This window comes from Microcoleus sp. CZ3-B2, from assembly GCF_036705055.1.
Lineage (GTDB): Bacteria > Cyanobacteriota > Cyanobacteriia > Cyanobacteriales > Microcoleaceae > Microcoleus.
On the sequence record NZ_JAUBTN010000042.1, the window covers coordinates 21,529 to 48,158 of the forward strand.

Below are 26,630 nucleotides of genomic sequence, written 5' to 3' on the forward strand. Positions count from 1 at the left end.
TTTATCCTTTAATCTCACTAATTAGATTCCGCAATTTTACCAATCCATCTTGAATATCTCTATGACTAGATTCTACTGTTCCACCGCCTGACGCTTCTAACTCCTCAATCCGGTTTTTGACCTCGCTTAGAGAAGCATCAAGAAAATTATTGGTACTATTGAGAAAGTCCGAAGATTCTGTCATTGCTTTTTGATGATTTTCGCTGAGATACTTAAGCAGCTTCCCCGGTTTACTATCGGGATTATCTTTCTCAGTTTGCACGCGCTTCATTGTTTCTAAATAGCTAGAAATTCCAACTCGTTTAAACTGTTCCAAGACTGATTTTAGCTCATCGACACTCTTTATGCCTCGAAATACACCAGCTTCTTGCGAGCTATCGATCGCCGGTTTTACTAAATCGGTAACATCCTTTTTATTGAAGTTTTCTCCTAATTCAGATACAAGAGAATTGTAAACAGCAAGTTGGCGATCGCACTCTTCTTGAATTGCTTTTTCTAGAAGTTCATCCACCGCTTGACGCGCTTTATCAATTTCGGGAAACTTCTCCCGAACATCGGCCGGAATTTCACATTGAGGCTGCCAAGATTTGCTAACCTGTTTCAATGGATCGAGGATTTGTACAACATCAATAATCTGAAATTGTTTAGAACTTCCTTTCGTGCAAGCCGTTCTACTGGTAACAGTTTCTAGTAAAGCTAGGGAGTGTTTTTGTAAAGTACCAAATAGCTTTTTCCAAGTAGCTGAACGATGTTCTAAATCTTTTGGCTCTAGTTTGAGAAACAAAGCATTGATCGAATCTTCACCCGTAGAATGTCCGGCCATTGTGGTGGCGATCGCCAGTAGTTCAACTGCCGCAGGTACAGGGCTCCAGGGTTCCCCAGACTCGCGGGGATACAGGCGAATTTGCTCAACTACATATTGACTCCATTTTTCCAGTTGTTTAGCGTAGGTGCGAAAGTAGCGATCGCCCTCCGGGAACTTCCAATGCTTGTAGTGCTTGTATTGCAACATACCTTGAAAGGCGATCGCCGTTTCCCGAAACTCATCTGCATCATCAGGATGCAGAGGAAGAGATAGTTTAACTCCAGAAATCGTCTCCCTCGTCACCTTTGGACTCACAAAAGTAATATTTCTACTTTTAAAATATGTCGTCCCACTACTAGCAAAAACCCCCTTAAGCAGCATTTCCGTATCCCATTCGATCCGCTCGCCGATAGCTGAGTAAATCAACGGCCGCAATTCCCCAGCGATATCTTGTGGGAGACCTTCTCCATTGTTCCACCTATCAATAAATTCTTTTTGCCTAGTCAGCTTGTCGGGAATTTGTGCGGCTGTAGTCTGATTATTTTTAGTTGTATAGATCGAATCAACTTGATAATTACTAACTGAAATCCTAGATTCTTGAACACGCGAAACAGATGATATTTTTTTTATTTGCTGAACCTCCCCGCCCAGCGCCGGAATATTAAATGCAGAGTGAACTTCAGGGCGCAAATCACAAAGCTCGTTACTATCCCCCCACAAATCAAGGAGAGTCTGGCGGCGATCGCCATTTTGTGGGTCTTTAGCTTGAATATCTCCCTGAAGCAAAGCACTCAGCCGCATCTTCCCAAAGTGTTCCCGCACAGAAATAGCAGGAAAATCTCCTCGCTCGATATCAGCAACAGCAGTTTCTAGCGTCCACTTAAGAACATCTTTAATCAAAATTCGAGGGTTAAAATTGCCTGGGTTGACTCTCGCCAGCATTTGCTCTAAGGCTTCCGAAGTAAAAGGATACAAACCAAAACCGTCTGCTTCTGAAAAACCCGCATGACAAGCTAGTTTGTGTTCGCATTCATTGCAAGCACTAGGTAGAGATTCTCGATCCGAATCTTCGCGATTGCGAGAGTCAGCCCACCAATTTTGAATTGTTTTATCCTCCAAACGCACCGCGTTGAGATATCGACCCACAAATTGTTTGATATCTGCATAATTCACTAAAGATTGTTCCCCAACTGTGCCAAGGTCAAGATTAACGCTAAAAGTAATCCGCTGTTTTACTGTATCTAACCTCAAACCATCAAAATAGCCCGTAGTACAAGCTAGCGCCGTTCGGATCGCGCACAAATGTTTGCCTCCTGGTTGCTGAGGCCGCGCTAAAACTGCTTCTAAAACTTCGCGATCGATGCCTTGCAATTTAGCAAAATCTTCAATCAGCAAAACTAACTCTATTCCTTGTTCTGCTAAAGCTTCCCGAACTTCCCCCATCAATCTTTGCAAATCTTCCCGCCCCAAGCTCAAAACCTGAGCTATGGCTTCATCTAAATGCCGGTTTAACCAATCTACAGTTGCCTTTTGAGTATCCTCATCGCCGATCAGTAAGCTATAAAATTCCCGCGCAGACTGCCCAGATTTTTGCAAGTTTAAGACATTGAGAGGCAAGTCATTTAGCGAAAACTGCCTCCGTTCTTCCACAATTTCTACTGTATCTCGCTGTCCGAGAATGTGGACAACTAATTGATGGATAATACCCCCATCCTTTAGCCAGTGTTTTCGGAAAAATGGATCGTAGAGTAGAGAATCAACAGCATCAACTAGGTATTTTTCCACATCAGAAAGTTTAGTGCGATCGCCCCGACCGTTCGGGCCAACCGCAGCCGCAAGCTGATTCAGAAGTTGTTCCCGCGCTTGCGCTTCATTTAAGGTGCTAGTCCCTCGATTTAAACGCTGCCGGTATTCATCAAAACTTGCTCCTGCCATCCCTTTTAATATTAAATTGATAATATCTTTGAGATTCGTGCCAATTTTTGGAATCAGCAAAACTCGGCGCTTCTCTGTCGATGCTATATTCGCAGCTAGCCAACGAATTAGGTGAGATTTTCCCGTCCCAGAGCTTCCTAAAACTGGCACAAAAGCGAAATCTTGTTCAGCTAGAAAATCTTTCAAAAATTGTTCCTCACTGTAGGGAACTTGCGACGGTGCATCGATCAGTTCCTGGCGGTACATGGCAATTGGATGGTGAGTTGCCACAAATATACTATCTGGAGTTTGGGTAGCCTCCACACCCATCACGCGGCGAACGCGATCGACATCCCAGCAAACAAATTTTGTAAAAGTCATGGTTCAACCCCTGTCAAAATAATATGAGAAAATCCTGCTTCTTTGTCTGTACTTGGAAAGATGAATAAATCACCATCCGACTCCCTTATCAGCTTGATACAACCATCATCTTGAAGGCAGAATAAAGCAAAAACCGTGCTAGTTGATAAGTGATTTGGTAAGCGACTACCAATTTTTTCTTCAACCTGTTCTCGAAATTTTCCAGTTTCAAAAACCGGGCATTTTTTAGCTAGGCGATCGATAAACTCTCGGATTGAAAGTTTAGCTTTTGCTTCTCCTTGAAATAAATCATTTAAATTTCTTCTGAGATAAGCAGTTGGCTCAGCCACAACAAGTTTTTTGTTTGAATCTGAAGCATGGCCCCAAGCAAACCCTAAATAACACATCCAATCCTCGACTTGACCAGACAGGGTATTGCTGGATATTTTCAAATCTAAAGACTCAGCAACTCCCTGCTCTGCGACAAGCTTTTCTACTTTTTCCCATGTATCGGGAGCATCATAAATATCCTGTGCTAAATACCATGCTATTAACCGACCTAAATCTTCTTCATCTTCGTTATCAGCAAAAAATAGCTGTACCAGCGTATCAGGTAACAAGTTATCGCCTGTCTGAGGATGTATAGATGCTTTGGGAAGCTGAAGATTTACCGCAATATCCTCATTTTCTTCGATTAATAAACCGCACTTGATACTTTCTCGCAGCGCAGCATTAAACATCGGATGTTCGGCAGTTTTGTTTCTCCCTTCTGACAATTGATCGGGAGAAAGCAGGCGAGTGAGCTTTTCCTTGTTTTCGCGCTGTTTGGGTGCTTGAAGTAAATATCTAAATATTCCTCGCATTCTACTAGGAGTAGCTAAAGCAGTTTTTAAGACGCTCATAAATTAACCTCCCTGCAAAACTGGTTAAACATCAAGTATCTGCTTGAAAAAATATTAATTAGCTTGCGGTCATCGCGGCTCGGATCGGGTGTATCTACGGGAAGCATAATGACTAGCGGAGCTTGAGAAGTTCTGTTGAGTGACAGATAGTTGTGAGGGATAGCCTTTCCGGGCGGATGAAAGATCAGGCTGGGAATGCGCGGCATCAGCATAGGTTCGTATTTTTGAAACAAAAATATACAAGCATCGGCTATCCGATTTGTTTCTTCAATCAATATACTCTGAAATTCATCAGGAAGCACTAGATTATTAATTCCCTGCTCGATTAACCAGTTAAAAACTTTAGAGCTTTTGAGTCTCCAGCTTTGAGCTTCATGAGAATCATAAAAAACGAGCATTAACTTATCTTCTCCCAGCAAGGATTTTAGTTTTTCACTTACAACAAAATTTGGTTCCTGCCATACAGGTAATGGCGCGGGCATAATTCCAGAAAATAGTGCTTGCCCGTTTTTTCTGCAAACAGGACATCCACCACAAGCGCGAGAAACTATCACCGATTTTCTGGCTTCTGGTACTGCACGGGCGGGTATGGTGTAAGCTTCAGCAAAGATTTCGGAAATACAGCGTTTCGGCCGCAAAACCTCGCGCATTAATTGCAGGTTTTTATAGCTCCAGTTTTGGCGCTGTTGGCGAATTGGTTCTACTTTATGTTCCCAAGTTTGACGGTTGAGGTGCGATTCATCCCGGATGCGGATGAACCGGGATTTTCTGTGCAGTTTGCAAGCTTCGTTATAAGCTGTTTCTGATTTAAAATTTCTTCTTTGCGGCGGTTCGTCGGCATCAATCTCGATTAAACCAGATCGACTCATCAGCGTTAAAGTGCGGATGTTCCAAGCCTGATTCTGTTCGCTGTTCATGTCAATATCTTCTGGTTTTGAGGATGGAGCAAGATTCACGGGAACGCGAAAGCGACCATCGGGGAACATTTCTTTTTTCAAAAACATACTTTTCCACCGTTGAAATCCCCGATCGACCGTAATGGCAGATTTGTCATTAAGCGATTTGGCAATCTCTAAGTCTTGAGTGGTATGTAGGGTGAGCGAGATTGCTGCTTTGCCGTCTCGACCTCCTCGACCGACTTCTTGATAGAAACGATCGATAGTTTCTGGGATGCAGGCATGAATTACTGCCCGAATATCTGACTGATCCACACCCAATCCGAAAGCAGAAGTAGCAACCACTATATCAACTCGTCTCTCGCGCAAGTTTTCAATCAGTTGAGAGCGTTCTAGCGAACTCGATTCTCCCGTCATAATTGCACACCGTTTGAATCCAGCGGATAATAAATCCTGTTGCCATCGCCTGACATCTTCGCGTTTTGTGGCGTAAATAATCAGAGGGCGGGGAAGATGATAAACTGCTTCCATTAATCGCTGTTTTCTGATTTCTTCACTTTGACACCAAGCAAACCAGTAGGAAGGTTCAGGCCGCAACTGTACGGCAGATATTACTTGAAAATTGCCTGGTTTGCCAAATAAAGTTTCCAGGGTATCTAAACAGGATTCTGTTAAGGTTGCAGTTAGCAATAAAGTTGTAAAAGAAGTCCAGCGCAACAAATCTCTTCGCAAGCCGGGGAGTTCTTGAAAAGCAGGGCGAAATTCATCGCCCCACTGCTCGACGATATGCGCTTCATCTATTACTAAATACCGTAGCATTTGTAATTTGGCGGCTTCGTAAAGAGCAGGTGCGAGAGACTTCATCAAGCTTTCAGGTGAGGTGAAAACGATTCGCTGGGTGCCGTTGCGAATGCGATCGCGAATTTCCTGCCTTCTCTGTTGTCCTTGCCCGGATTCATCGCCATAATAGGCAGTCGGATGGTTCACAAAACGTTTCAAAGCTCGTTCTTGGTCAAGGGCTAGTGCTGTAGTTGGCACTACAACAACTGTTACACCAGCATTTTGCGATCGCAACAAAGCCGGTAGTTGAGCGCAAAGACTTTTCCCCGATCCAGTAGGCAGATTAATCGCAAGTGTCGAATTTTCAGGAGCCGTCAAAACAGCCCGAATTGCTTCACGTTGCCCTACACTCCGATACTTCTGTAACTCCACCAATTCCAGAAACGGATCTCCCTCTACTGGCTCGTAATTGCGGCGCTCTTCCTGATTAAATACGGGTTTTTCTGGGGGATATTGTGCGGAAAAATCTAGCCACTCTGGCTGCCAAGGATGAGCACTAATTAGATAGTAATCTGCACCTTCACCCAAAATATCAATACCGCTTTGTTGCCACATTTCGCGATCGGGGAAAGGGAAAGTTCGAGGTACTTTCAGAGTTTGGGGCATCCCGCCCTGTCGCTCATCTTCCCGCCGCAGAACCTGACGGATCAGAGCCGCAATATCTCCCATTCCCGGCGCGTAAGAAGTTCCAGCAGCATCCAAAGTTTCCAGTAAGTGGCTGTGACCCGCTTCGGAAAACTGACTTAAATCCGCAGGAATCTTACCTGTTTGGATAATTTCTCTGAGTTGTTGAAAAGAATCAGTCATCACTCATCACCCCTTTCCTGAGATTCAACCGGAGGTCGCCCAGAAACAATGATGAATCCTACAGAATCAAGCTTAATTCCGGGATGCCGAATTCCTTCTAAAATAGCTTGACTTAACGCAGTTTCTATGTTCACTTCTTTTGCTAATAAAAAATGCGAAGTTTGTTGGCTTTCAGCCAGTCGGTTGAGGCGCAGTCGCAGTTGCTCTAGTCTATTTCCTAGTTTCTGGTCGGCGATTCGGGCGCGTTCTTCGCAGAGTGAGATGAAAAAAGTGCGATCGCGCAACAGTATTTCAGAAGTCTCGCGCGCCTGACTGCATAAATCTGCCCACTTGCTCTCATCAACAAACTCATTAAGCACCGATAATCGACTTTTGGCTAAATTGTAATCTCGGCAGGGACGAGAACTTTTACCATTGTACGAACCTTGCAGAATCTTCAAAAGAGCTTCATCTTCAACAATGCTCATTGGTTCGTACCGAGCATCAAGAAAAATGGTCTCTACAATAGGGGGAAATAGCGCATCTGTGCGTCGCTTCAGAGATTTAAATTTACTACTATCCTGCTCCAAATCTGTTAAAACTTGCTGGGCTATTTCCAAATTAGCCTCGACTACATAATTAAAGCGAAAACCGAACCATTCCATCCCTTCTCCAGCATCCCAAGATTCATCGCACCGCCACATCGCAAAGGCTTGACCTCGGTCATCCCAATGAATATAAGATGCTAGCCCTTCCACAAATCCTTCCCCAATACGGTAGAGATTGACACCAGGATGTTGAGTTGATATTCTCCGGTTATAAGTACCAGATATTTCTCCACAATTAGCAAAGTGAGTTCTTAGATCGCTCAGGGGAATTAAAGTGCGCGGAGTATGTTGATAATGCTGCACTTTTGCTAAATTCAAATCGTCAACTTTCTTGAATTTTAGTGCTTGACAAATCCAGTCTTCAGTTGCTAGTTTAATTTTTTGATGACCAGCGTCATAATCATCTAAAGCTTGAAAATACTCAGAAGCATTTTCATCCTGAGCATCAATTTCATCTAAAGCATTTTGTTCGCTAATTTTTACCTGTTCCTCAGCAATTCCTTGCCGGATCGAGTCAATCTTTTCTAAAAGTCCGCTAGCGCCAGCTTGAAACATCACTGCTTCAAGTTCCGGCAGTTTTTCATCTACATAAAACTGAAGACTGGCAATTGATTGATCGAAAATGCCGAAACCACTTTTTAATAATTCATACCAAGCACTGTGAGGGCTATCATCGAGGTCTGCACCTGCAAATACTGTAAACTGAACCTTCATCGGGCGACCAATGCGATCGATCCTGCCCATCCTTTGTTCTAAACGATTTGGCGACCAGGGAAGATCGAAATTAATCATCCAATTCACAAATTGGAAGTTGCGGCCTTCTTCACCAGAGGAATCACAAACAAGGATAAAACATTTTGGGTCATTTTTGAACCGAGCGAGGTGTTTTTCAACCTGAGAGCGTTCCATCCCTAATTGATGGCTAGCTACAGTTTCTTGACCAAAAGTATCTGATAAGTACCGAAAAATTTCAGTACCTGTTTTGACAAAACTGGTGAAAATGACAATTTTAGGTAAGGTATCTCCCGGTATAGGTCTGCGAATTCGCTGTTGCAATTGTTCGAGCAATTTATGAAGGTTGCTGCGATAAGATTGGAGTTTGAAACACTCAGATAAATGATAGATTAGAACTATCTTGAGTAATTCGATGCGATCGCCATCTTCTGAAGGTTCTTGAATAATTCGCAGCAAAGATTCCAGGATTTCTGCTTCTCCTGAAAATTTGGGAGTTTCACTCAAAATTCTGGCGCTATCCATCCCAAATTCCTGAATGATGCCAGCATGGGAGATACAATTTAAACGGACTTCAACTACCTGTTGCAAGATTCCCAGCCAAGTACCAGTAGCACGGAATAACAGCAGAAAAATGTGTTGATATTGTTGTTCTTTGGGGGCGATAGTGCGCCATTCGTCGATGAGTTCGTGAATTTGGGGCGATCGCTCATCTAATTCATATTCTACTTTTGGTATGATATTGCGATCGAAAATTACATCTTCTACGGAAGCGCGACGGTTACGCAGCATTCGACGGTGCAAGCGATAGGTGTCGCTGATGTGGGTGCGAATCGATCGCACAATTCGATCGCGATCGGCGACAGGTATTTCTTTAGTTTGCAAGCAAATTTGCAACTCATCTGCGAGGTTGAGCAGATACGGATCTTCAGCAAACAGATTTCGCAGTTGGTTGAGGTTAGTTTTAATAACAAAAGGATTTGCTCCTTCCTTAAATGAGAGTAAAACTCGACCAATTTGTTGGCGGTTTTGCACCCTCGCACGAAAACCTTCCAAATCGTTAAGTTGATAGGTTATTGGATCTAGCAAGTGCAGCAGCGCCAGGAAATCTTGCTCGTGATTGAGAACTGGGGTTGCAGATAATAGGAGTAGGCGATCGCTTTGATGAGCAAGGTGTTTGCAAGTCTCGAAAATCCCGCGCTTCACCGAATCTGAAGAAGTAGCCATTGCTGCGACGTGATGCGCTTCATCTAAAATTAAAAAGCCTAAATCGGCATTCGGGCTGATTCGATCGACATTTTCTACTGCAAGCACCTGCACTCGGTTGTCCGAGTCAGAGATATAAAATTTATTTTTTAATTCTTGAAGCCATTGTTCCCGCAGGTATTGCGGTACTAATACCACAGCCCGTCCTTGGGGGTAGTCGAGAAGATATTGGCGAAGAATAGCACCAGATTCGATCGTTTTTCCCAGTCCAACTTCATCTGCTAACAGGTAACGTTGAATAGGATCTTCTAGTACGCGCCGGACAACTTCAACTTGATGGGGATAAAGCTCAATATTGGCAGAAATCAGCCCTGTCATGCCGCGACTGACAGCGCGTTGTTTAGTTAGACACTTAACAAAAGCTAAACGTCGATCGTGAAAGTAAGGTGTTTCTTGACCTTTCAGCGCTATAATTGCGATCGGATCGGCAATGGGGATATTGCAACGCACGCAAACATCTCGTTCAACGGCGAATTCTGTTTGGCGATCTGGTAAGTCAATCTCGTATCTACAGCTATCTTCATCCCAGGCAAAAATCCGACCCACTCTCCAAGTTTGTTTGCTTTGAGACCAGAAATAGCACCTCGTCTGAGGTTGTAGCCTAACTCGAACGAGCAAACTTAAGGCTAAGGTTCGTTCTATCCGGTTCCCCACCGAACAAAAATACTCAACTAAGGCATCTGAATTAAATATTTTAACAACTTTTCCTATACCGAGGTCATTGTTGCGCGATCGCACCAGACAACCAAGCTCGATCATAATTCGCCTCTCCTCAGAGCGATCGGTTGCTTTGCAAAAAACTTAGCCAAAATTCTAGCCGCAGAAACTAAGTTCCCGACTAGCTGGCTAACCTGTGTCTTTAAATTTTGTTTGTAAATTTTGAAGGCTGACTCGCAGAAAACCAACTTGTACCATAGGCAATATCCTAGGCTCAAACTGCCGAAGTCAATCAAAATCAGGGTTAAAAAACCCTTTGATTGAGTTTACCCTGTTTAACTAAAAAATTCTAGTCTAATATAATTTTATTTATAATACGGACGCATTCCGAGACCGAGAAACCGGGTTTTTGACCAAAATTAATGGTGATTAACCAGTATTATCGTAAAAACCCGGTTTCTGCTAACCCGGACGCATTCCGAGACCGAGAAACCGGGTTTTTGACCAAAATTAATGGTGATTAACCAGTATTGTCGTAAAAACACGGTTTATAACCACCGTAGGTAACTCGCGTCCAATCTAAGCGTGAGAAGCTGTAGCAGTTTTAGCTTGTGGCTGCTTACCGTCCGGCGCAATAGATTCCCCTTCAATAAACGATCGCAACATCCAAGCCATTTGCTCGTGCTGTTCCATCAAACCAGTCAAAAAGTCAGCCGTTCCATCATCTTTAAACTCTTCGCCACACTGTTCAACGTGTTCGCGGAGATTGCGAATAATCAGTTCGTGGTCGTCAACTAAACGCGATACCATTTCAGTCGCTAAAGGCAAATCGCCGATATGTTCTTTAATCGAACCATACTTGAGAAAACCCTCAGCAGTACCAATTGGATAGCCACCTAAAGTTCTCACCCGTTCCGCCATAGCATCGATATTTACTGTTAACGCCTGGTAGTGTTCTTCCCACAACTGGTGGAGCGAGCGAAACTGCGGGCCAACTACATCCCAGTGATACTTTTTAGTTTTGATTAACAGCAGATAAGCGTCTGACAGGTCGTGATTCAACAGTTCGATAACGCCTGCACGTTGCTCGTCAGATAGACCTATATTTAACTTACGCATTGAAATTATTTCCTCAATTCTTCTAACTAGACATTTATTAAAACAAATTTTGCCAGCCGTTGACATCAACCCAAAGGACGATCGCACTTTTAGTCAAATATCTGCATTTCAGGTTAAAGTAATCGCAATATAGATACCTTTAGATAGATGTCATGCAGCTTTTTGTTCCTGGCCGCCTTTGTCTGTTTGGCGAACACAGCGATTGGGCAGCCGCTTATCGCCCCCTCAATCCCGCTATAGCAAAAGGCTGCACTCTGATAGCCAGTACAAATCAAGGAATTTATGCTGAAGTTAAGGCGCATCCCACACACTTGATTTTACGGGCTGCTTTAAATGACGGCACCAAAATAGAAGCTGCACTCCCGATGGAAAAAAATTGTCTACTTGCTGAAGCACAAACAGGAACTTTTTTCAGTTATGCAGCCGGTGTGGCGGCTCAATTTCTCACCTACTACCGCGTGGGAGGAGTAGAGATTGACAATTATTTAACAGATTTACCAATTCAGAAAGGCCTGTCTTCCAGCGCCGCAATTTGCGTATTAGTAGCCCGCGCTTTCAACCGCTTATACGATTTAAAAATGAACGTGCGCGGTGAAATGGAAATGGCTTATTTAGGCGAGACTGCAACACCTTCGCGCTGCGGCCGCATGGATCAGGGTTGTGCCTATGGAAATCGCCCGATTATGATGATTTTTGACGGTTCTCAGATGGATGTTGTTGAGCTCAAAGTTACCAAAGATTTGTTTTTTGTGCTCGTAGATTTGGGCGCTAGCAAAAACACTCAAGAAATCCTGGCAAGTCTCAATCTGGCTTACCCCTTTCCGGCCAATGAAGTAGCAGCAAACGTGCAGCTATATCTTGGTGCCATTAGTTCACAAATTACGCAGGATGCAGCCGCAGCTTTACAGCAGGGAGATGCGGTTAAACTCGGCGAGTTGATGAAAGTTGCCCAGAGGGAATTTGACAAGCATTTAATCCCCGCTTGTCCGGGGCAGTTAACTGCTTCTGTTTTGCATGAACTTTTGAACTATCCACCAATTCAGCCTTATATTTTGGGCGGGAAGGGAGTAGGTTCTCAAGGAGACGGCACGGCGCAGTTTATAGTTAAAGATGCAGAAAGTCAACAGGAGGTTATGGAGATTATTGCACGGGATTTTCCTCAGATGAATTGTGTGAAACTGAAAATCAGTTGAAAAAAAATACCAATTTAAGGAATCTTGAAATTCTTCAATCTAAAATCTAAAATCCTATGACAGTCAGTTCTCACTACAGAGTCCGCAAAGCGGTGATTCCGGCCGCCGGTTTTGGCACTCGGATGTTTCCGGCTACTAAGGCTGTGAAGAAAGAGTTATTTCCAATTATCGATCGCGACGGCCGCGCCAAACCGATAATTTTGGCAATTGTGGAAGAAGCTTTGAGCGCCGGAATCGAAGAAGTTGGTATAGTTGTGCAAAAGGGCGATCGCGCTTTTTTTGAAGATTTCTTTAAAGCCCCTCCGTCTCCCCAACTTTTCCAAAAACTGTCTGTGCAAAACCAAGATTATAGCAAATATTTACAAAATGTAGGACAGAAAGTTACAATTCTTACTCAAGATGTTCAGGAAGGATTCGGCCACGCGGTATTTTGTGCTAGAGAATGGACGAACAGGGAGCCATTTTTGCTGCTGTTGGGCGACCACATTTACTTGTCGGACACTGCAAACTCTTGCGCGCGCCAGCTATTGGATATTTACTCGCAAGTGCAGCACAGCGTAATTGGTTTGAGGGTGACACAGGCTGAGGTAATTCATCACTACGGCTGTGCGGCTGGTGTTTGGCGGGAACAAGATGCTATTTTGTCTGTGACGCAAGTTTACGAAAAGCCGGATATCGAGTATGCGCGGCAGCATTTAAGCGTAGAAGGCATGGGGGATGATTCATTTTTATCGATGTTTGGGATGTATGTCCTCAATCCTCAAATATTTGATTGTTTGGCAGAACATATTAGTGCCAATTTTCGAGAAAGAGGCGAATTTCAGTTAACATCCTGTTTGGAGAAATTGCGGGAGTTCGAGGGAATGGCTGGTTATGTGGTGCAAGGGCGGTGTTTTGACACGGGATTGCCGGAGGTTTACCGGCAGACGCTGATTGATTTTGCCATATCTGGTGGGGCGATCGGCTAACGGGCCTTAAAATTAGACTTCCATTACCTCCCCAAACTCGCTCCTATACAAATGATCTGTGTTTATGCGCGTCAATTTGCCTTAAATCTGCGGTTGACAGCCATCCATTCATTCCCCAATCCCAAATCGCAATACCCCCAATCCCAAATCGAAATACCTGCCGCTGCATCGCAGCCTCATCAGCTAAAAGCCCATTAATTCCGTTGTAGGCTGCCCCAAAATCACCTCAATTGTAACGAAATATTACAAGATGACGCTAAAACAGCATAGAGGGTTGACAGCAAAGAATTAAGCGGCTAATCTAATATACATACCCGGGTAAGTCAATTCACAGATATGCAAGAAAAGCAAAAAGTTACACTGTATCTTCCACCGGAACTGCATCGTCAGCTCAAAATCAAAGCCGCAGTCGAAACAGAACCGATGTCATCAATTGCAGAAAGGGCAATTGTCTTTTACCTAGGAAACCCCGAAGTGGTTGACGAAGTAGAAGCCTCCTACGGACAAACCCACCGGGTGTACACTTGTCCAGAATGCACGGGTTCTGTAGTAATGCGAGATGGAGAACTGGCATCAGTAACAAGTCAGCCGAGCGTATTGGCTGAGCAAGATCTTCCAGTAAAGCAGGTGTCAGGCGTCGGTGCCAGCACAGCCAGACCGGGAGAGGAAGAATTGGTTCCCTGCTAAGAATGCCTTGCTTCCCCAAAAGCTAGAACTTAAATTTACTGAAATTTTTCACTAAAATTTTTCTAATTCGGCTAAAGGCAGCATTGAGATTCAGCAAAGATAGCACCGTCTCTAGTGGGTCGAGGACTATGCAAGAAGAGATCAGTATCCTAATCCAAGCTCAATATCCTCTGATCTACCTCGTGACATCCGAGGAAGAGCGGTGTGAGCAAGCAATTTCAACAATAGCTCAAGCCAAGCCACAGCGACGAGTATTCGTCTGGACTGTAACCCAAGGCATGATAGAGCGCACGGATCACGGTCAACCTCGGAACACTCAGCAAAGCACCCTCTCGCCACAGGCAGCCCTTGAGTGGGTGATCAGGCAGCGGGAACCAAGCAACAACCCCAGTGGAATCTATATATTCAAAGACCTTCATCCTTTTAAAGATGATGCAACTGTAACAAGGTTATTGCGGGATGCGATCGCCAACTTCAAAGGAACGCAAAAGACAATTATACTGATGTCTCCTTTGCAGCAAATTCCGATCGAGCTAGAAAAGGAAGTAGTGGTATTAGATTTCGCGCTTCCCGACATGAAGGAACTCAACCAAGTGTTGTCCGGTCAGTTGGAGCAAACGAAATCGCGACGCATTACCACAGAAGCGCGAGAAAAACTTTTAAAAGCAGCCTTGGGATTGACTAAGGACGAAGCTGAAAAAGTGTATCGCAAAGCCCACGTTTCGACAGGGCGGTTAACTGAAGAAGAAGTAGACATAGTTCTGTCGGAGAAAAAGCAATTAATTCGGCGCAACGGCATTCTAGAGTTCGTTGAAGAAGATGAAACCTTGGATGCAGTAGGCGGTTTAGAAGAGCTGAAACGGTGGCTCAAGCAGCGTTCCAACGCCTTTACAGAAAGGGCGAGAGAATACGGTCTGCCCCAACCAAAAGGGATGTTAATTCTCGGCGTACCCGGATGCGGAAAATCGCTGATTGCCAAGACTACATCGCGCCTTTGGGGACTGCCCCTGCTGCGGCTAGATATGGGCCGAGTCTACGACGGCTCGATGGTGGGTCGATCGGAAGCCAACCTCCGCAACGCTCTAAAAACAGCAGAATCCATCTCTCCAGCCATCCTGTTTATCGACGAACTAGACAAAGCCTTTTCCGGAGGCAGTGGTTCTGCTGACTCAGACGGAGGCACATCCAGCCGAATTTTCGGTTCATTCCTCACTTGGATGCAAGAAAAGACTTCCCCAGTCTTCGTAATGGCAACAGCCAACCGCATCGAGCGGTTGCCGGGGGAATTCTTGAGGAAAGGCCGGTTCGACGAACTCTTCTTTGTTGACCTGCCTACCAAAGAAGAACGCCAAGATATATTCAACATTCACCTGTCAAAGCGCCGTCGGGACATCTCTCGCTTCGATTTAGAGCAGCTTTCCAACGTTTCCGAGGGCTTTTCAGGCGCAGAAATTGAGCAAGGGCTAGTAGCAGCCATGTACGAGGCCTTCGCTCAAGATAGAGAGTTTACGCAGTTAGATATCATCGCGGCCATTAAATCCACATTGCCACTGTCTAAAACCATGACCGAACAGGTCAGCGCCCTCCGAGATTGGGCGAGACAGCGCGCACGGCCCGCTGCGTCTTCCGTCGCTGAATATCAGCGAATGGAATTCTAAAAGCTTTCTCCTGGTCCAAACAGGAGCAAAGGCTAGCAACAGCTAGCAGTTCGATTGAAAAGCCGCCCAGCGGCACCGTTAAATCCAGACCGTTGTTGTTTCTCTCTCAGTTTTATTAGGAGGAAATCCAATGTCTCACTTTAGCACTCTGCGTACCAAAATCACCGATGCCGAAATCCTGAAAGCTTCCCTGCGCGACTTGGGCATTTCAGTCAAGTCAGAAGCTGATGTTCGCGGTTATAACGGTCAGCGCGTTCGCTCCGACATCGTAGCGACTCTGGAAGGCGAATACGACCTGGGTTGGTCTCGCAATAGCGATGGTTCCTTTGACCTGATTGCCGACCTCTGGGGCGTGGCCAAAAAGCACAATCAAACTGAGTTAATTAACTCCATCAACCAGAAGTACGCAGTCAACAAGACCTTGGCAGCCGTCAAGCAGCGCGGTTTGCAAAACGCCAACGTCAAGCTGGTAGTGCAAAATTAATCGCCGTGCGCGTTTCTAAGCTTGCGGGTTAACCAAATACGGGTTAACCCGTTTTTTGCGCTTGAGTTTTTTGGCACTGCCCCTACAGCTCGACAGACAGAGGAAAGCTGCTCCTTAGCGGACGCTATCTTTTACGGTTTGTTGATAAATTTCAAGCATTCGATCGCACTCTTCGGGAAACATCGCTTAGAGTTCGGCCTGGGTGCGGGCGTCACTAACCATGTTTCTATTTGGTGCGATCGAAGTATTCGGAAATAGTGCAGCTGCAGCAATGACTCACCGCCGAACTTAGTTGAAGCATTTTGAGCAACAATTACAATTCACATCACTTGTTTGGGAATCAACTCGATTTATATAATCAGAGATTAATTTTTTTCTTTGGCATAACTAAGACAGGTTAGTTATTCCAACTTTTTCCAAGCAATGAGCTAAAGTTTCTGCACTGCGGCTGTGGCTAAATTTGGCGATGATTTTTTTCCGAGATTCTTGACTGAGGCTCAAGGCAAGTTCTGGATTTTGGAGTATATTGGCGATCGCATCTGCCATTTCTTCGGGTTTTTCTGATTGAACTAATACAGCATCCACGCCGTCATCTACTAGCTCAGAAGTTCCACCTACATTAGTAACAACCGACGGCACTTCCATCGCCATTGCTTCCATCACAGCAACCGGAACTCCTTCATTCAAACTTGCCAAAGCGAAAACGTTAGCTGCTTCTAGACCTTGGCGAATTCGCTGTTCCGAAACAGCCCCAATTAGCTCCACGCCTTCGGACATCGATTTATCTTCAATGATTTTTTGTAGCTCTTGGTGATATCCGCTGCCCCCTTGTTCATCCTCGCCTGCAATTTGCAGCCTCACGTCAAATCCCCGATTTCGCAGCAATTCTACAGTCTCAATCAAGTATTTATGACCTTTCACCGGGTTGAGGCGACCGCAAGCAAAAATCTTGCACGGACTTCCTTCTTGCCAAGGCTTGTAAGGGCTGCTGCGTTTAATTTCTGCAATATTAACTCCCATGGGAGCAACAGCTAATTGTTTCGGAAGAAAGTTTGCTAATTTATTTTTGACATCATTGAGAAGCAGTTGAGATATGACGATCGCAAAAGCCGCATTTTTCCACTTTTGTTCCTGATTTGAACCGTACACTTCTAGAGTAGGCCCGTGAAGAGTTATACTGTAAGTACAGCCTGTAAGAATTGAGTTAAATAAAGCTATATTGGCGGAATTGGCACAGGAATGAACGTGGATGTGAGACCAACCTTTTGTTTTTGTTAACCTTGCTAATTTCCCAGCAACCAAAACCAGTGCTAAGAGTTTAACTTTTTCAAATAACGATGTATCTCTCGCTTGGGCAATAACTGCGAGGCACTGCCACCATGCAGCGGGACCTGCTTTGAGAACCTCTAGGAATGAATTAATAAAATCTTTCGCAGCAAAGGGAAATAGATAAACAGTATTTTTTTGAGCTTCTTGGGCCCATACGTGAGAAGCGATCGCTCTGGGGGGCGGTTGAGTTGATACTAAATCTGTTTCAATTCCAAGTTCTGCAAGAAATTGTCGCTCACGCCACAAAAAGATGTGTGTTTGTCCTGGAAATTGTGGAATAAAGTATCCGATTTTTGCCTTCATTTCTTACCTGCTTTATAATCTTTAATTCAAGGATATTTATCTACTATGTCGATGCACTAACACTTTGATCGCCGAGCATTTTTTCGTAAATCTCGACGATTTTTATCGCTTTGTTTTCCCAGGCAAATTCTCTGGCTTTTTCCATCGCCTTAGCTGACATACTTTCCCGCAGCCGATCGTCTTCGACTAACAGCTTAATTTTACTTATCAACTCCTGTGTGAGATACTCTCTAGAAATCGGCTCGATCTTAAAACCAGTTTCTTCATTCACGTACTCACCAATACCGCCGTTATTAGCAACTATGCAGGGGAGTCCGCAAGCCATAGCTTCCATTACCACTGCGCCCCCGAACTCTCGGATCGAAGGAAAGCAAAAAATATCTGCTTTCCTATAATAATCCAGAGTTTCTTGTTGATTTACCCATCCGGCAAAGCTAACTATTCCCCCTAGATCAAGCTTCTTTACTCGGTTTTCCAAGTTATTTCTTTCTGAGCCGTCTCCTACTATAGTTAAGGTGATTTTACTTTTAATTGCCTGGTCTAATTTCCCAATAGACTCAATGACAATATCGGCACATTTGTAAGGCACTAATCGACCCACAAAAAGCAGATTGATATGGCTAACATCTTTAATTGGGATATTTGTCTGGTTTAAAAATTCCTCCGAAATGCCATTTTCATAGAACAAATCAATTCTTTGATCGGGGATTGCAAACAAATCTTTTAGCATATTTAAAGTATAGGTTGAACCGGCTAAAATCTTATCTGCTTTTTTGTAAGTGTCTACATAACCTGGAATTAATGCTCGACCAACTGCTCTCAAAAAGTTGAATTGAGCAAATTCTTGTTTGGCAGTTTCTTGAAAACCTGGGGGAAAGGGAATGCCCCCATTCACAGGGCCTAGAATAAAAGGAGTCTGCTGGCAAACACTGACTACCTTAAACGGATACCGCGGCATCATGGGCGTAATTGCATGAACTATGTCATAATCTCCATTGAGGATTTTACCTTTGAATTTTTGATATACTTGCTGATTGAATTCTTCATATATTGGGTAACTCAAGGTATTATAAAGAGGCCAATTTACTCGCCCGTTTGCGGTGATTTTTTCGACTATTTTATAATATTGTTTTGTTAACTTTCCTTCTTCTAGGTAGACAATATTTTCGTGTTCTGGGTGTTTTTCGAGAGCTGATTTATTTCTAATATGGGTGACGAGGGTTACATCAGCTAAATTATTGATATTTTTAAAAAAATTGTAGCCCACCAAAGGTACTGATGCCCAGTCGGGATTGCACTGTTCTACAATTAGTAAAACTTTTAATTTTTGATCGCTCATTTGTTGGCTAATCAGGGGTAAAATTTCTGGGACGTTAGCTGTAATTCTAGCTGGCTGAATTAATAGAGTTGGTTGTTTTGTATTCGATCAACTTGCTCTGCTGCCCCAGCAATCGGTGCTGGTGAAACTGGATTTGACCTTGTAGCTGGGGAAATTTGGCTAATACACATGAGAAAGCGTAGATGGCTGCCTCTTGAGTTGTGAGATCCCGATGCTTTAGATAATAGTTATAGGTGCGATAGGTTGCTAAGGGGTAGCCACTCAATATTAACAGACTCCAGCCTTTTGTCGGCCATGCCATTGTCAAGGCTAACACTGGCAAGACTAATCCCCAGAACCAGGTACTTTGGGTCTCTTTGACCCAATGGCGCTCTGGTTCGCTGCCGTGCATCCAGGCTCCCTCGGCGTAGGCGTGACCCGCTCTTTGAGCGCGCTTCCACCACTGAGCAAAACTGGTCATTTGCGCGTCGTGCAGGGTCATTTCTGCGTCTAAGCGAAGGATTTTCCAATCTTTTTGGCGCAGCCGCAAGCACAGTTCGGGTTCTTCGCCGGCGATTAGTGCGGGATTGAAACCTTCGACTTGCTGAAATGCTGTGGCACGCATCATGGAGTCGCCACCGCAGGCTTTGGTTTCGCCGATGGGGGTATCCCACTCGATGTCGCACAATTGGTTGTAGATGCTTGCTTTGGGGTATCGTTCGCGCCGGCGGCCGCACACCGCTGCTACATCGGGGCTGGCTGTGAGTTCTCTGTGCGCGCGATCGATCCATCCATCAACTACTTCGCAGTCACCGTCCACAAATTGGACAAATTCGATGTCTGGTGCTAGTTCCAGCAAGCGGGCAAAGCCTTCGTTTCTGGCGCGGGCTGCAGTAAACGGTATAGATAAGTCTAGTTCTACTGTATGGGCTCCGAGCGATCGGGCTAACTCTAGGCTGCCGTCTGTTGAGCCGGAATCGACGTAGACGACGCGGACAACTTTGTCTGTGGCCGACACTAGGCACTGGCGGAGGCGCTGCCCTTCATTTCGTCCGATCGCTACTAATCCAATTTGTTTCAAGTCTTACCTCTTGAATTCGACTACTGAGAAGTTCCTTTAATATTTTACTGGACTTTAGACTAAATAAAGATGAGAACGGTGGCTTTCAGAAGAACTAGAGCCACCGTTAAGGAAAAAATGAGGATGAAAAATAAAACCTATCCACTCCCTTAATGAACAGTGAACGATTAAGTAACTACACAAAATTAATTACATAAAGACTTCTTGCTAGGTCAGGCTTTCATGCGAAATATTATGTAATTAATTTTGCACGACTACTTAAAAGACTTTCGTCAAGCAGCATAGGATTTATTGGTGCTGGCTCTCCTGTGCAACATTCAAGCTGATGGATGCAGTGATGACCACCCGGAATGTGTGATGTTTAGGACGCTCTGATCTAATTCATCAGAAATTTGGGTTTGAAACCCCGTCCTTCTAGGACGGCTTTACATGAATTTTTGTTAAGATATACCATTTCACACAAGACGTGCTAGTATGTGAAATAGCGTAGTTAAGGTCAGCATGACACTAAAAGCCTTCAGCTATCGATTCTACCCAACGCCGGAACAAGAAAGTTTGTTGCGACGTACTTTGGGTTGTGTTCGTTTGGTCTACAACCGCGCTTTAGCCACAAGAACGGAAGCTTGGTACGCAAAACAGAAACGGGTAGGCTATGCTGAGACTTCTTCAATGTTAACTGAATGGAAGAAAACCGAAGAACTAGATTTTCTGAACAAAGTTAGCTGTGTGCCATTACAGCAATGCTTGAGACATTTACAAAGGGCTTATACCAACTTTTTTGATGGGCGGGCAAAATATCCTAACTTCAAAAAGAAACGCAATGGTGGTAGTGCAGAATTTACTCTCGTCAGCATTTAAGTTCAGAGATGGACAAGTCTACCTAGCAAAAAGCACACAAGCGTTACCAATTCGCTGGAGTCGGACACTACCTGATGGTGCAACACCTTCAACCTTAAGCGTAAAGCTTGCACCATCAGGTAGGTGGTCAGTTTCTCTGCTGGTAGATGTTGAAATTGAAACACTACCCAAAACAGATAATCAAGTCGGCATCGACCTGGGAGTTACAAGCTTGCTCACTCTAAGCACTGGCGAAAAGATTGCCAATCCCAAAGTATTCAAGGCAAAGTATCGCAAGCTTAGAAGAGCGCAGAAAGCTTTAAGTTGCAAGCAAAAAGGGTCAAACAACCGTCACAAAGCACGGCTTAAAGTAGGGAAAGTGCATCAAGAAATTACTGATGCAAGGAAAGATCATCTTCACAAGTTAACAACAGGGTTGGTGCGTGAAAACTTGCGCCATCGCCGTAGAAGACTTAGCTGTGAAGAATCTGGTTAAAAACCGGAAACTTGCCGCTTCTATAAGTGATGCAAGTTGGGGGGAATTAGTCAGACAACTAGATTACAAGTGCGATTGGTACGGTCGTACTTTAATTAAGATTGACCGATGGTTTCCGAGTTCAAAACGGTGTGGCAATTGCGGACATATCGTTGACAAGATGCCGTTGAATATCCGGGAATGGGATTGTCCTAATTGCGACACTCACCATGACCGAGATATTAATGCGGCAAAAAATATTTTGGCGGCAGGGCTTGCCGTGTCAGTCTGTGGAGCGACCGTAAGACCAGAACAGAGTAAATCTGTTAAGGCTGGTGCGAAATCCCCGTCAGGGACGGAAGCAGAAACCTAAGTCGTGAGTCTTAGGAATCCCCGTGCGTTTACGCCGGGGTGGATGTCAAATGGATTGCACCACCAATGTTGGCGCGGTCTATGACGAAGCTGACATTTTTGCCTTTCCGAGTCTCGAAGAAGGTAGTGGGGTGGTTACCTATGAAGCTATAGCTCACAGGTTGTCAGTGCTCACTTCACCTATGGGAGCGGGCGCAATTGTCCGGGACGGCACAGATGGGCTAGTCGCAGCACCCTACGACTCTGATGCTCTTGTGGAAAGCTTGCGAAAGCTTGCTTTTTCGCCGGAGTTGAGATCGCAGACGGGTGATAGTGTTCGCCAGCAAGCCGAGGACTTTACCTGAAAAAAAGTAGCGTGCCGACGGAAAAATTTGGTGCAGGAGAAATTGAAGGTTTAGGAAATAGGACAATCCTCTGAAAGAATCCTTGCTCTGCAACTTCCTTTTTCCTGCGAATATTTCTAGGAGTGCATTTTCAGGCTTAGAGTTTTTTGGGGATAATTTTTGCGGGTATTCCGACTGCAGTTGCGCCCGGTGGTACGTCGCAAAGAACTACAGCATTGGCACCTATCAAAGCGTGGTCGCCGATCGTTATGGAGTGAATAATTTTTGCTCCTGCACCGATATCGACGTGACCGCCAATTTTGACATTAGAAACAATTGTGACCTGTTGAAAAATTAGACAGTTCGGGCCAATAGATGCATCTGGATGAATGACTATGCCATTAGGATGAACCATAACGAGTCCCCCTCCTATTTTGCAGTTCAAAGGGATGTCAGTTCCAGCTACAATGCTCCAAAATCGATGTTCGATTACGTTCAACCGGGAGAAAAAATACCCTAAAATTCCACCTTGATTCTGCCATTTTTGATAATTGCGGATAGATTTTAGAAGTTGGCGACTAGGATCCCACCACTGGCGAAGTTTTTCGCGGCTCCAATCTGGCTCGGTGGCAGAAACGACAGGTGTAGTTATTGATTGAACCATTATTTGTGCAAAAGAACAGATAAGATATAATGACAATTAAGATTACATAACTATCATTATATCTTATCTGGTTGGTGAGTAACAATATTTTTTTAAATTCTCTAGCAATCCTATTTGAGTTGTAATGTTGTTTTTGTAGCTTGCCAGGTTTTTCGGGTAGGCACGGCGGGGCAATAACCCTACAAATTATTCACAATTCACACAAGATTGCTAGACGGTCAACTTATAATTATTTAGTTGACGAGTTGATGTCTACAAACAAGCAGTGGCGATCGCACTCTTTGTGCAACAATCACAACGGCCAAAGAACTCCACAATTGCGTAGTAAAAGCATCTATCGCTATAGAGGCGGTAGATCTCTAGTTTATTTAAGTAACAGAAGAGACAGGTCACTTTTTCTGGTACTAATTTAAGGATTGTTTTCGACAGGGCGGGATTTGAGAATTTTAGCAGGGATGCCAACGGCAGTTTGACCAGCAGGAACATCTGATAAAACGACAGCATTTGCACCGATATTTACGTCGTCTCCCAGGTTGACCTTGCCGAGAATTTTTGCACCGGCGCCGACGTTCACCCGATCGCCCAATTGAGGCGATTCGAGCGGTTTTTCCAAGTAGCGATTCCCCAGGGTAACGCCTTGGCGGATGATGCAGTCGTCACCGATAGTACAGTATCCGTGAATGATAATAGCACCTTGATGTTCAATCACCACGCGACGACCGAGCTTGACTGTGTAGGGCAAGTCTATCCCGTAAGTATTCCGGACTTTTCGGTAGAGCGATCGATACAAAATGCTCAAGGGAGCTCGCAGCAGTTTTGGTTCTAGCTGCATCCTCCAGACACCGAATCTTTGAACTGCTACGGCACGAAATCCCGGTTTTGTCCAATCGCGACCGTGAGCAATCCAGTCTTCTTTAATCTGCTGCCACAATCCCTGTTCCGAGTTTTGTACTGGAGTTTCACTTGCGATTAAATTTGATTCCGTTACCATAAGCTGTACTCAAGATTCTGTCTAATTTAAGTTATCAATAGATGCCGTCTATCGTCAGATATTGCTCTTTTTTTTCAGGATGTTCAACCCGGATTCTTCTATTTAAAATATGAATGCTGGGTGAATCAAGCAATCTTTGACTGACCAGGAGCGACCTGGCTTTTTTGCTTTGATTTATTTACAAATACCATTTAAAAGTTTTTTGAATCTTCAATCTTACCTCCTTTAAAAAATACACTATTCGTGACAAAATCCGTCAGTAATTTTGGTGGATCGCCATCTGGCTTACCTTGAAGTACGCGGCGCAGCCTCCAGACTCCAAAGCCCGAAGCCCAGGATACATCTGTTAACGCTGTGTAAACCAAGCCGTAGTTTTTGAGAAAGTATCTGCGCCGGGAATCAAACCAATACTGTGGCAGTCGCTTAGGGGGCTTTTTGGTGTCAGTGACACCTGAGCTTTGACCTACTAGGTGAACCACGCGACTTTCAGGTACGTACCAGCAACTCCAGCCAGCTTTGTTAGCTTGCAGACAAAAGTCCATTTCTTCGCAGTACATGAAATAAGCTTCATCCATCAAGCCAATCTTTTCAAATACTTCGCGACGGACGATCATGCTAGCTCCAGCCACCCAATCTGTTTGACAGATTTCTTGGGAAATAGGAGGCGCTACGGCCCAGTTTGCCAATAACTTGGACAGCAAGCCCGTCCGCCAACCAAAATCTAGTTCGGTCAATAGATTGTGAAACCGAAAAGCTGACTGCTGGGGAGTACCGTCGGGGTCTTCCAAGCGGCTGCCGGCGATGCCGGCTTCGGGGTTGGAGTCCATGAAGTCAACCAGTGCTTTCAGAGCTCCTGGGCGAACTACGGTGTCTGGGTTGAGCAGCAGGATGTAAGGGGGGGGATTGGTGGATTCAAGGGCGGGACGGATCAGGGCGTTGTTCCCGTAGGCAAATCCGCCGTTGCGCTCTAGGGGAACGAAGGAAGCCCATTCGCTCCAGCCGAATGTGGCTATAGCGGCTGGTATTTCTTCGGTAGAATTGTCGCCTGAAGCATTGTCGCCAACTACAACCCGCGTACCGGGGAGCGATCGCACTTCGGTAACTAGAGAGCGCAAGCAGTCTATTGTCAAACTAGAGGTTCGGTAGTTAACAATGACAACCAGCAGTGGATAGGGTTGATTGGGCTCGCTGGCATTGGACATAGGTGCATTTGTGGGTTTAACAACTTTTTAGCTCAAGTTGTACCGCTCTGGCAAGCTGGAGCGATGACTAATAGTATTTTTATTGGTTTTGGTGAGAAAGACTGTTTTTTGTGCCATATTTCCGAAGTCCCGCCGCTCTGCATCACAGTCGATATTGCCTGTAAACCTGACTTGCCGCTCGGTGCAGCAGCGAATGTCGGTAAACTAACCCCTTCACGTCATCGGAATAGCCACCGCCAATGACGCAGGCAACGGGATAACCGCCAGCTAAACAAGTAGATAAAACTTGCATTTCCCGGCGAAATAACCCGGTATCAGTTAAAGCTAATTTTCCCAGTTTGTCGGCCTGATGAGTGTCAGCTCCGGCATCGTACAAGACTAAATCTGGCTTGACATCGGAGAGTAAATCTGGTAAGTATTTAGCCAAAGTTTGTAAGTATTCGTCGTCCTCCATACCGACAGGCAAAGCTACATCTAAATCGCTCTTTTGTTTGGTGCCAGGAAAATTGACCTCGCAGTGCATTGAGAATGTAAAAACACTGCTGTCATTTTGGAAAATTACAGCGGTTCCGTCTCCTTGGTGCACGTCTAAATCGACAATTAAAACTTGGCCAACTAAACCGATTTTTTGCAATACTCTAGAGGCGATCGCCAAATCATTAAAAATACAAAAACCAGAGCCGTAATTGGGGAATGCGTGATGAGTTCCGCCCGCAGTATTGCAAGCCAAACCGCATTCTAAAGCAAGCTTAGCAGTTAGCACAGTCCCGGAGGAGGCGATACAAGTGCGGTTGACCAGGGCCGGACTCCAAGGCAGACCAATTCGGCGTTGAGCTTTGTCATCCAGCGTTCCGTTGCAGTAAGCTTGAATGTAATCGCGATCGTGGACTAGCTCAATCCATTCTGACCCTAAAAGTTCCGGAGCGTGAAATTGCGATCGCTCTGCTACCCCATCCAACCGCAGCATTTCGTAAAGCAGCCCGAACTTTGCCATCGGGAAGCGGTGACCGGGCGGCAGTGGCGCAACATAATCTTCGTGGTAGATAATTGGTAAGTCCATGACGATGATTGTAGAACGAATAGACGAATCGAATAATTCTTGTCGATCGCCCTATTCGAGCCTGTTCGCTTACAGGCTTTTGGAGGAGAAGTCCAATTGAAAGCCTGCAACCTCAAATTTAAATTCGCTGGAGAACCTGTATATGCAACTAGAAACAGTCTGGGAGTCCGGCAGCAACAACCCCGAAAATGCTGAGAACTTCGAGCGTATCGCTCAGTGGTGGAAAAACCTCAACGGCAAAAAAATTAGCTGGGTTGAGCGACTGATTCCGCAAATCGGCGGTATGAGCGAAATTCACTGGCAAGCCCAGCGTTTTGACGTAACATTTGTGATAGTCAATCCTGAAATTCGCGAAGATACTCTCTATTGGTACAAACCCGATTCTCCTGTCAAACGCAACACCACAGTTCAGAAACTAGAACTAGACAACCTGCAACAGCAATTGTATCTCTATCCTCAGTTGGAATCAGAAGTGGTAATTCGCATAGGATTTCCCGAAGTGAAATATCAAACACTTGAATTAAACAATCCAGAGTTTGCGCTGGGGGAAGATAATACATTGCTGCTATGGGAGGCTGAGCAAGAACTTGAAATTAAAATATCCCTCAGTAATGAAAATTTTGCTAAACTTAAGGAATTGTTCGCAGAGAAAAGACTGAGAAAAGAGTTGATATAGCCTTTCGAGCTATCATAGGAGGTACTATCCGGGATAGGGCCTAGGACTATGGGTCTAGGGCTATGGGCGTACCTCACCACGCTTGAGAACCGCTATACTCTTAGTTGCCAAATATCTCAAGACT

The 26,630-nt window shown here is 44.8% G+C and carries 22 protein-coding genes; 10 read left to right on the forward strand and 12 right to left on the reverse strand.

Annotation, left to right across the window (positions count from 1 at the left end):
- Position 1: 1 nt before the first annotated feature.
- The 5 genes from dpdH to QUA97_RS18625 form a co-directional block, all read right to left on the reverse strand.
- The gene (dpdH, locus tag QUA97_RS18605; protein WP_333195529.1) at positions 2-3,100 is read right to left on the reverse strand and encodes a protein DpdH; all 3,099 of its coding nucleotides are present in this window, start codon (positions 3,098-3,100) and stop codon (positions 2-4) included.
- A complete protein-coding gene (dpdG, locus tag QUA97_RS18610) occupies positions 3,097-3,981 on the reverse strand; it encodes a protein DpdG (RefSeq protein ID WP_333195530.1) in 885 nt (294 codons plus the stop codon). The genes dpdH and dpdG overlap by 4 nt, the downstream gene beginning before the upstream one ends.
- Positions 3,978-6,524, reverse strand: coding sequence for a protein DpdF (gene dpdF, locus QUA97_RS18615; protein ID WP_333195531.1), 2,547 nt, complete (start codon positions 6,522-6,524; stop codon positions 3,978-3,980). The genes dpdG and dpdF overlap by 4 nt, the downstream gene beginning before the upstream one ends.
- The gene (gene dpdE / locus QUA97_RS18620; RefSeq protein WP_333195532.1) at positions 6,524-9,868 is read right to left on the reverse strand and encodes a protein DpdE; all 3,345 of its coding nucleotides are present in this window, start codon (positions 9,866-9,868) and stop codon (positions 6,524-6,526) included. Before dpdE ends, dpdF begins: the two co-directional genes overlap by 1 nt.
- Before the next feature lie 477 nt (positions 9,869-10,345).
- Positions 10,346-10,885 carry a Dps family protein gene (locus tag QUA97_RS18625; protein ID WP_333195533.1) on the reverse strand — a complete coding sequence of 180 codons (540 nt, stop codon included), beginning with the start codon at positions 10,883-10,885 and terminating at the stop codon, positions 10,346-10,348.
- A gap of 152 nt (positions 10,886-11,037) precedes the next feature.
- Here QUA97_RS18625 and QUA97_RS18630 point away from each other — a divergent pair, with 152 nt between their 5' ends.
- The 5 genes from QUA97_RS18630 (at position 11,038) to QUA97_RS18650 (ending at position 15,875) form a co-directional block, all read left to right on the forward strand.
- Complete coding sequence (locus tag QUA97_RS18630; RefSeq protein ID WP_333195534.1) at positions 11,038-12,078, forward strand: mevalonate kinase family protein; 1,041 nt, start codon at positions 11,038-11,040, stop codon at positions 12,076-12,078.
- Between the two features lie 56 nt (positions 12,079-12,134).
- Positions 12,135-13,046: a UTP--glucose-1-phosphate uridylyltransferase gene (locus tag QUA97_RS18635; RefSeq protein ID WP_333195535.1), complete on the forward strand. Its 912-nt coding sequence runs from the start codon at positions 12,135-12,137 to the stop codon at positions 13,044-13,046.
- A 336-nt stretch (positions 13,047-13,382) separates the two neighbouring features.
- Entirely contained in the window at positions 13,383-13,733 is a 351-nt protein-coding gene (locus QUA97_RS18640; protein WP_194008388.1) for a hypothetical protein, read from the forward strand.
- Between the two features lie 128 nt (positions 13,734-13,861).
- A complete protein-coding gene (ycf46, locus tag QUA97_RS18645; RefSeq protein ID WP_194067774.1) occupies positions 13,862-15,391 on the forward strand; it encodes a stress-responsive protein Ycf46 in 1,530 nt (509 codons plus the stop codon).
- A gap of 130 nt (positions 15,392-15,521) precedes the next feature.
- Positions 15,522-15,875: a DUF1257 domain-containing protein gene (locus QUA97_RS18650; protein WP_096832348.1), complete on the forward strand. Its 354-nt coding sequence runs from the start codon at positions 15,522-15,524 to the stop codon at positions 15,873-15,875.
- A 387-nt stretch (positions 15,876-16,262) separates the two neighbouring features.
- On the opposite strand, the gene epsE is transcribed toward QUA97_RS18650, so the two are convergent.
- The 3 genes from epsE to QUA97_RS18665 are packed head-to-tail and all read right to left on the reverse strand — an operon-like array spanning position 16,263 to position 19,906.
- Complete coding sequence (epsE, locus tag QUA97_RS18655) at positions 16,263-17,507, reverse strand: exopolysaccharide biosynthesis GT4 family glycosyltransferase EpsE (RefSeq protein ID WP_333195536.1); 1,245 nt, start codon at positions 17,505-17,507, stop codon at positions 16,263-16,265.
- A 43-nt stretch (positions 17,508-17,550) separates the two neighbouring features.
- Complete coding sequence (locus QUA97_RS18660) at positions 17,551-18,846, reverse strand: glycosyltransferase family 4 protein (RefSeq protein WP_333195537.1); 1,296 nt, start codon at positions 18,844-18,846, stop codon at positions 17,551-17,553.
- A 46-nt stretch (positions 18,847-18,892) separates the two neighbouring features.
- A complete protein-coding gene (locus tag QUA97_RS18665; RefSeq protein ID WP_194067770.1) occupies positions 18,893-19,906 on the reverse strand; it encodes a glycosyltransferase family 2 protein in 1,014 nt (337 codons plus the stop codon).
- Positions 19,907-20,407: 501 nt separating this feature from the next.
- Here QUA97_RS18665 and QUA97_RS18670 point away from each other — a divergent pair.
- The 4 genes from QUA97_RS18670 to QUA97_RS18685 are packed head-to-tail and all read left to right on the forward strand — an operon-like array spanning position 20,408 to position 21,934.
- On the forward strand, positions 20,408-20,764 hold the full coding sequence (locus QUA97_RS18670; protein ID WP_333195539.1) for an RNA-guided endonuclease InsQ/TnpB family protein: 357 nt from the start codon (positions 20,408-20,410) through the stop codon (positions 20,762-20,764).
- Positions 20,727-21,239, forward strand: coding sequence for an RNA-guided endonuclease InsQ/TnpB family protein (locus tag QUA97_RS18675; protein ID WP_333195540.1), 513 nt, complete (start codon positions 20,727-20,729; stop codon positions 21,237-21,239). The genes QUA97_RS18670 and QUA97_RS18675 overlap by 38 nt, the downstream gene beginning before the upstream one ends.
- Positions 21,223-21,591 (forward strand): RNA-guided endonuclease TnpB family protein, encoded by a 369-nt coding sequence (locus QUA97_RS18680; protein WP_333195541.1) that lies wholly within the window; start codon positions 21,223-21,225, stop codon positions 21,589-21,591. Before QUA97_RS18675 ends, QUA97_RS18680 begins: the two co-directional genes overlap by 17 nt.
- A gap of 49 nt (positions 21,592-21,640) precedes the next feature.
- Positions 21,641-21,934, forward strand: a complete 294-nt coding sequence (locus tag QUA97_RS18685; RefSeq protein ID WP_194070378.1) for a glycosyltransferase — start codon at positions 21,641-21,643, stop codon at positions 21,932-21,934.
- A 136-nt stretch (positions 21,935-22,070) separates the two neighbouring features.
- On the opposite strand, the gene QUA97_RS18690 is transcribed toward QUA97_RS18685, so the two are convergent.
- From QUA97_RS18690 to QUA97_RS18705, 4 genes are all read right to left on the reverse strand, one after another.
- Complete coding sequence (locus tag QUA97_RS18690; protein WP_333195542.1) at positions 22,071-22,613, reverse strand: serine O-acetyltransferase; 543 nt, start codon at positions 22,611-22,613, stop codon at positions 22,071-22,073.
- A 373-nt stretch (positions 22,614-22,986) separates the two neighbouring features.
- Entirely contained in the window at positions 22,987-23,568 is a 582-nt protein-coding gene (locus QUA97_RS18695) for a serine O-acetyltransferase (protein ID WP_194070379.1), read from the reverse strand.
- A 191-nt stretch (positions 23,569-23,759) separates the two neighbouring features.
- Positions 23,760-24,770 (reverse strand): glycosyltransferase family 2 protein, encoded by a 1,011-nt coding sequence (locus tag QUA97_RS18700; protein ID WP_194070380.1) that lies wholly within the window; start codon positions 24,768-24,770, stop codon positions 23,760-23,762.
- Positions 24,771-24,912: 142 nt separating this feature from the next.
- Complete coding sequence (locus QUA97_RS18705; RefSeq protein WP_194070389.1) at positions 24,913-25,830, reverse strand: histone deacetylase family protein; 918 nt, start codon at positions 25,828-25,830, stop codon at positions 24,913-24,915.
- A gap of 142 nt (positions 25,831-25,972) precedes the next feature.
- Here QUA97_RS18705 and QUA97_RS18710 point away from each other — a divergent pair, with 142 nt between their 5' ends.
- Positions 25,973-26,506, forward strand: a complete 534-nt coding sequence (locus tag QUA97_RS18710) for a hypothetical protein (protein ID WP_333195543.1) — start codon at positions 25,973-25,975, stop codon at positions 26,504-26,506.
- Positions 26,507-26,630: the final 124 nt, after the last annotated feature.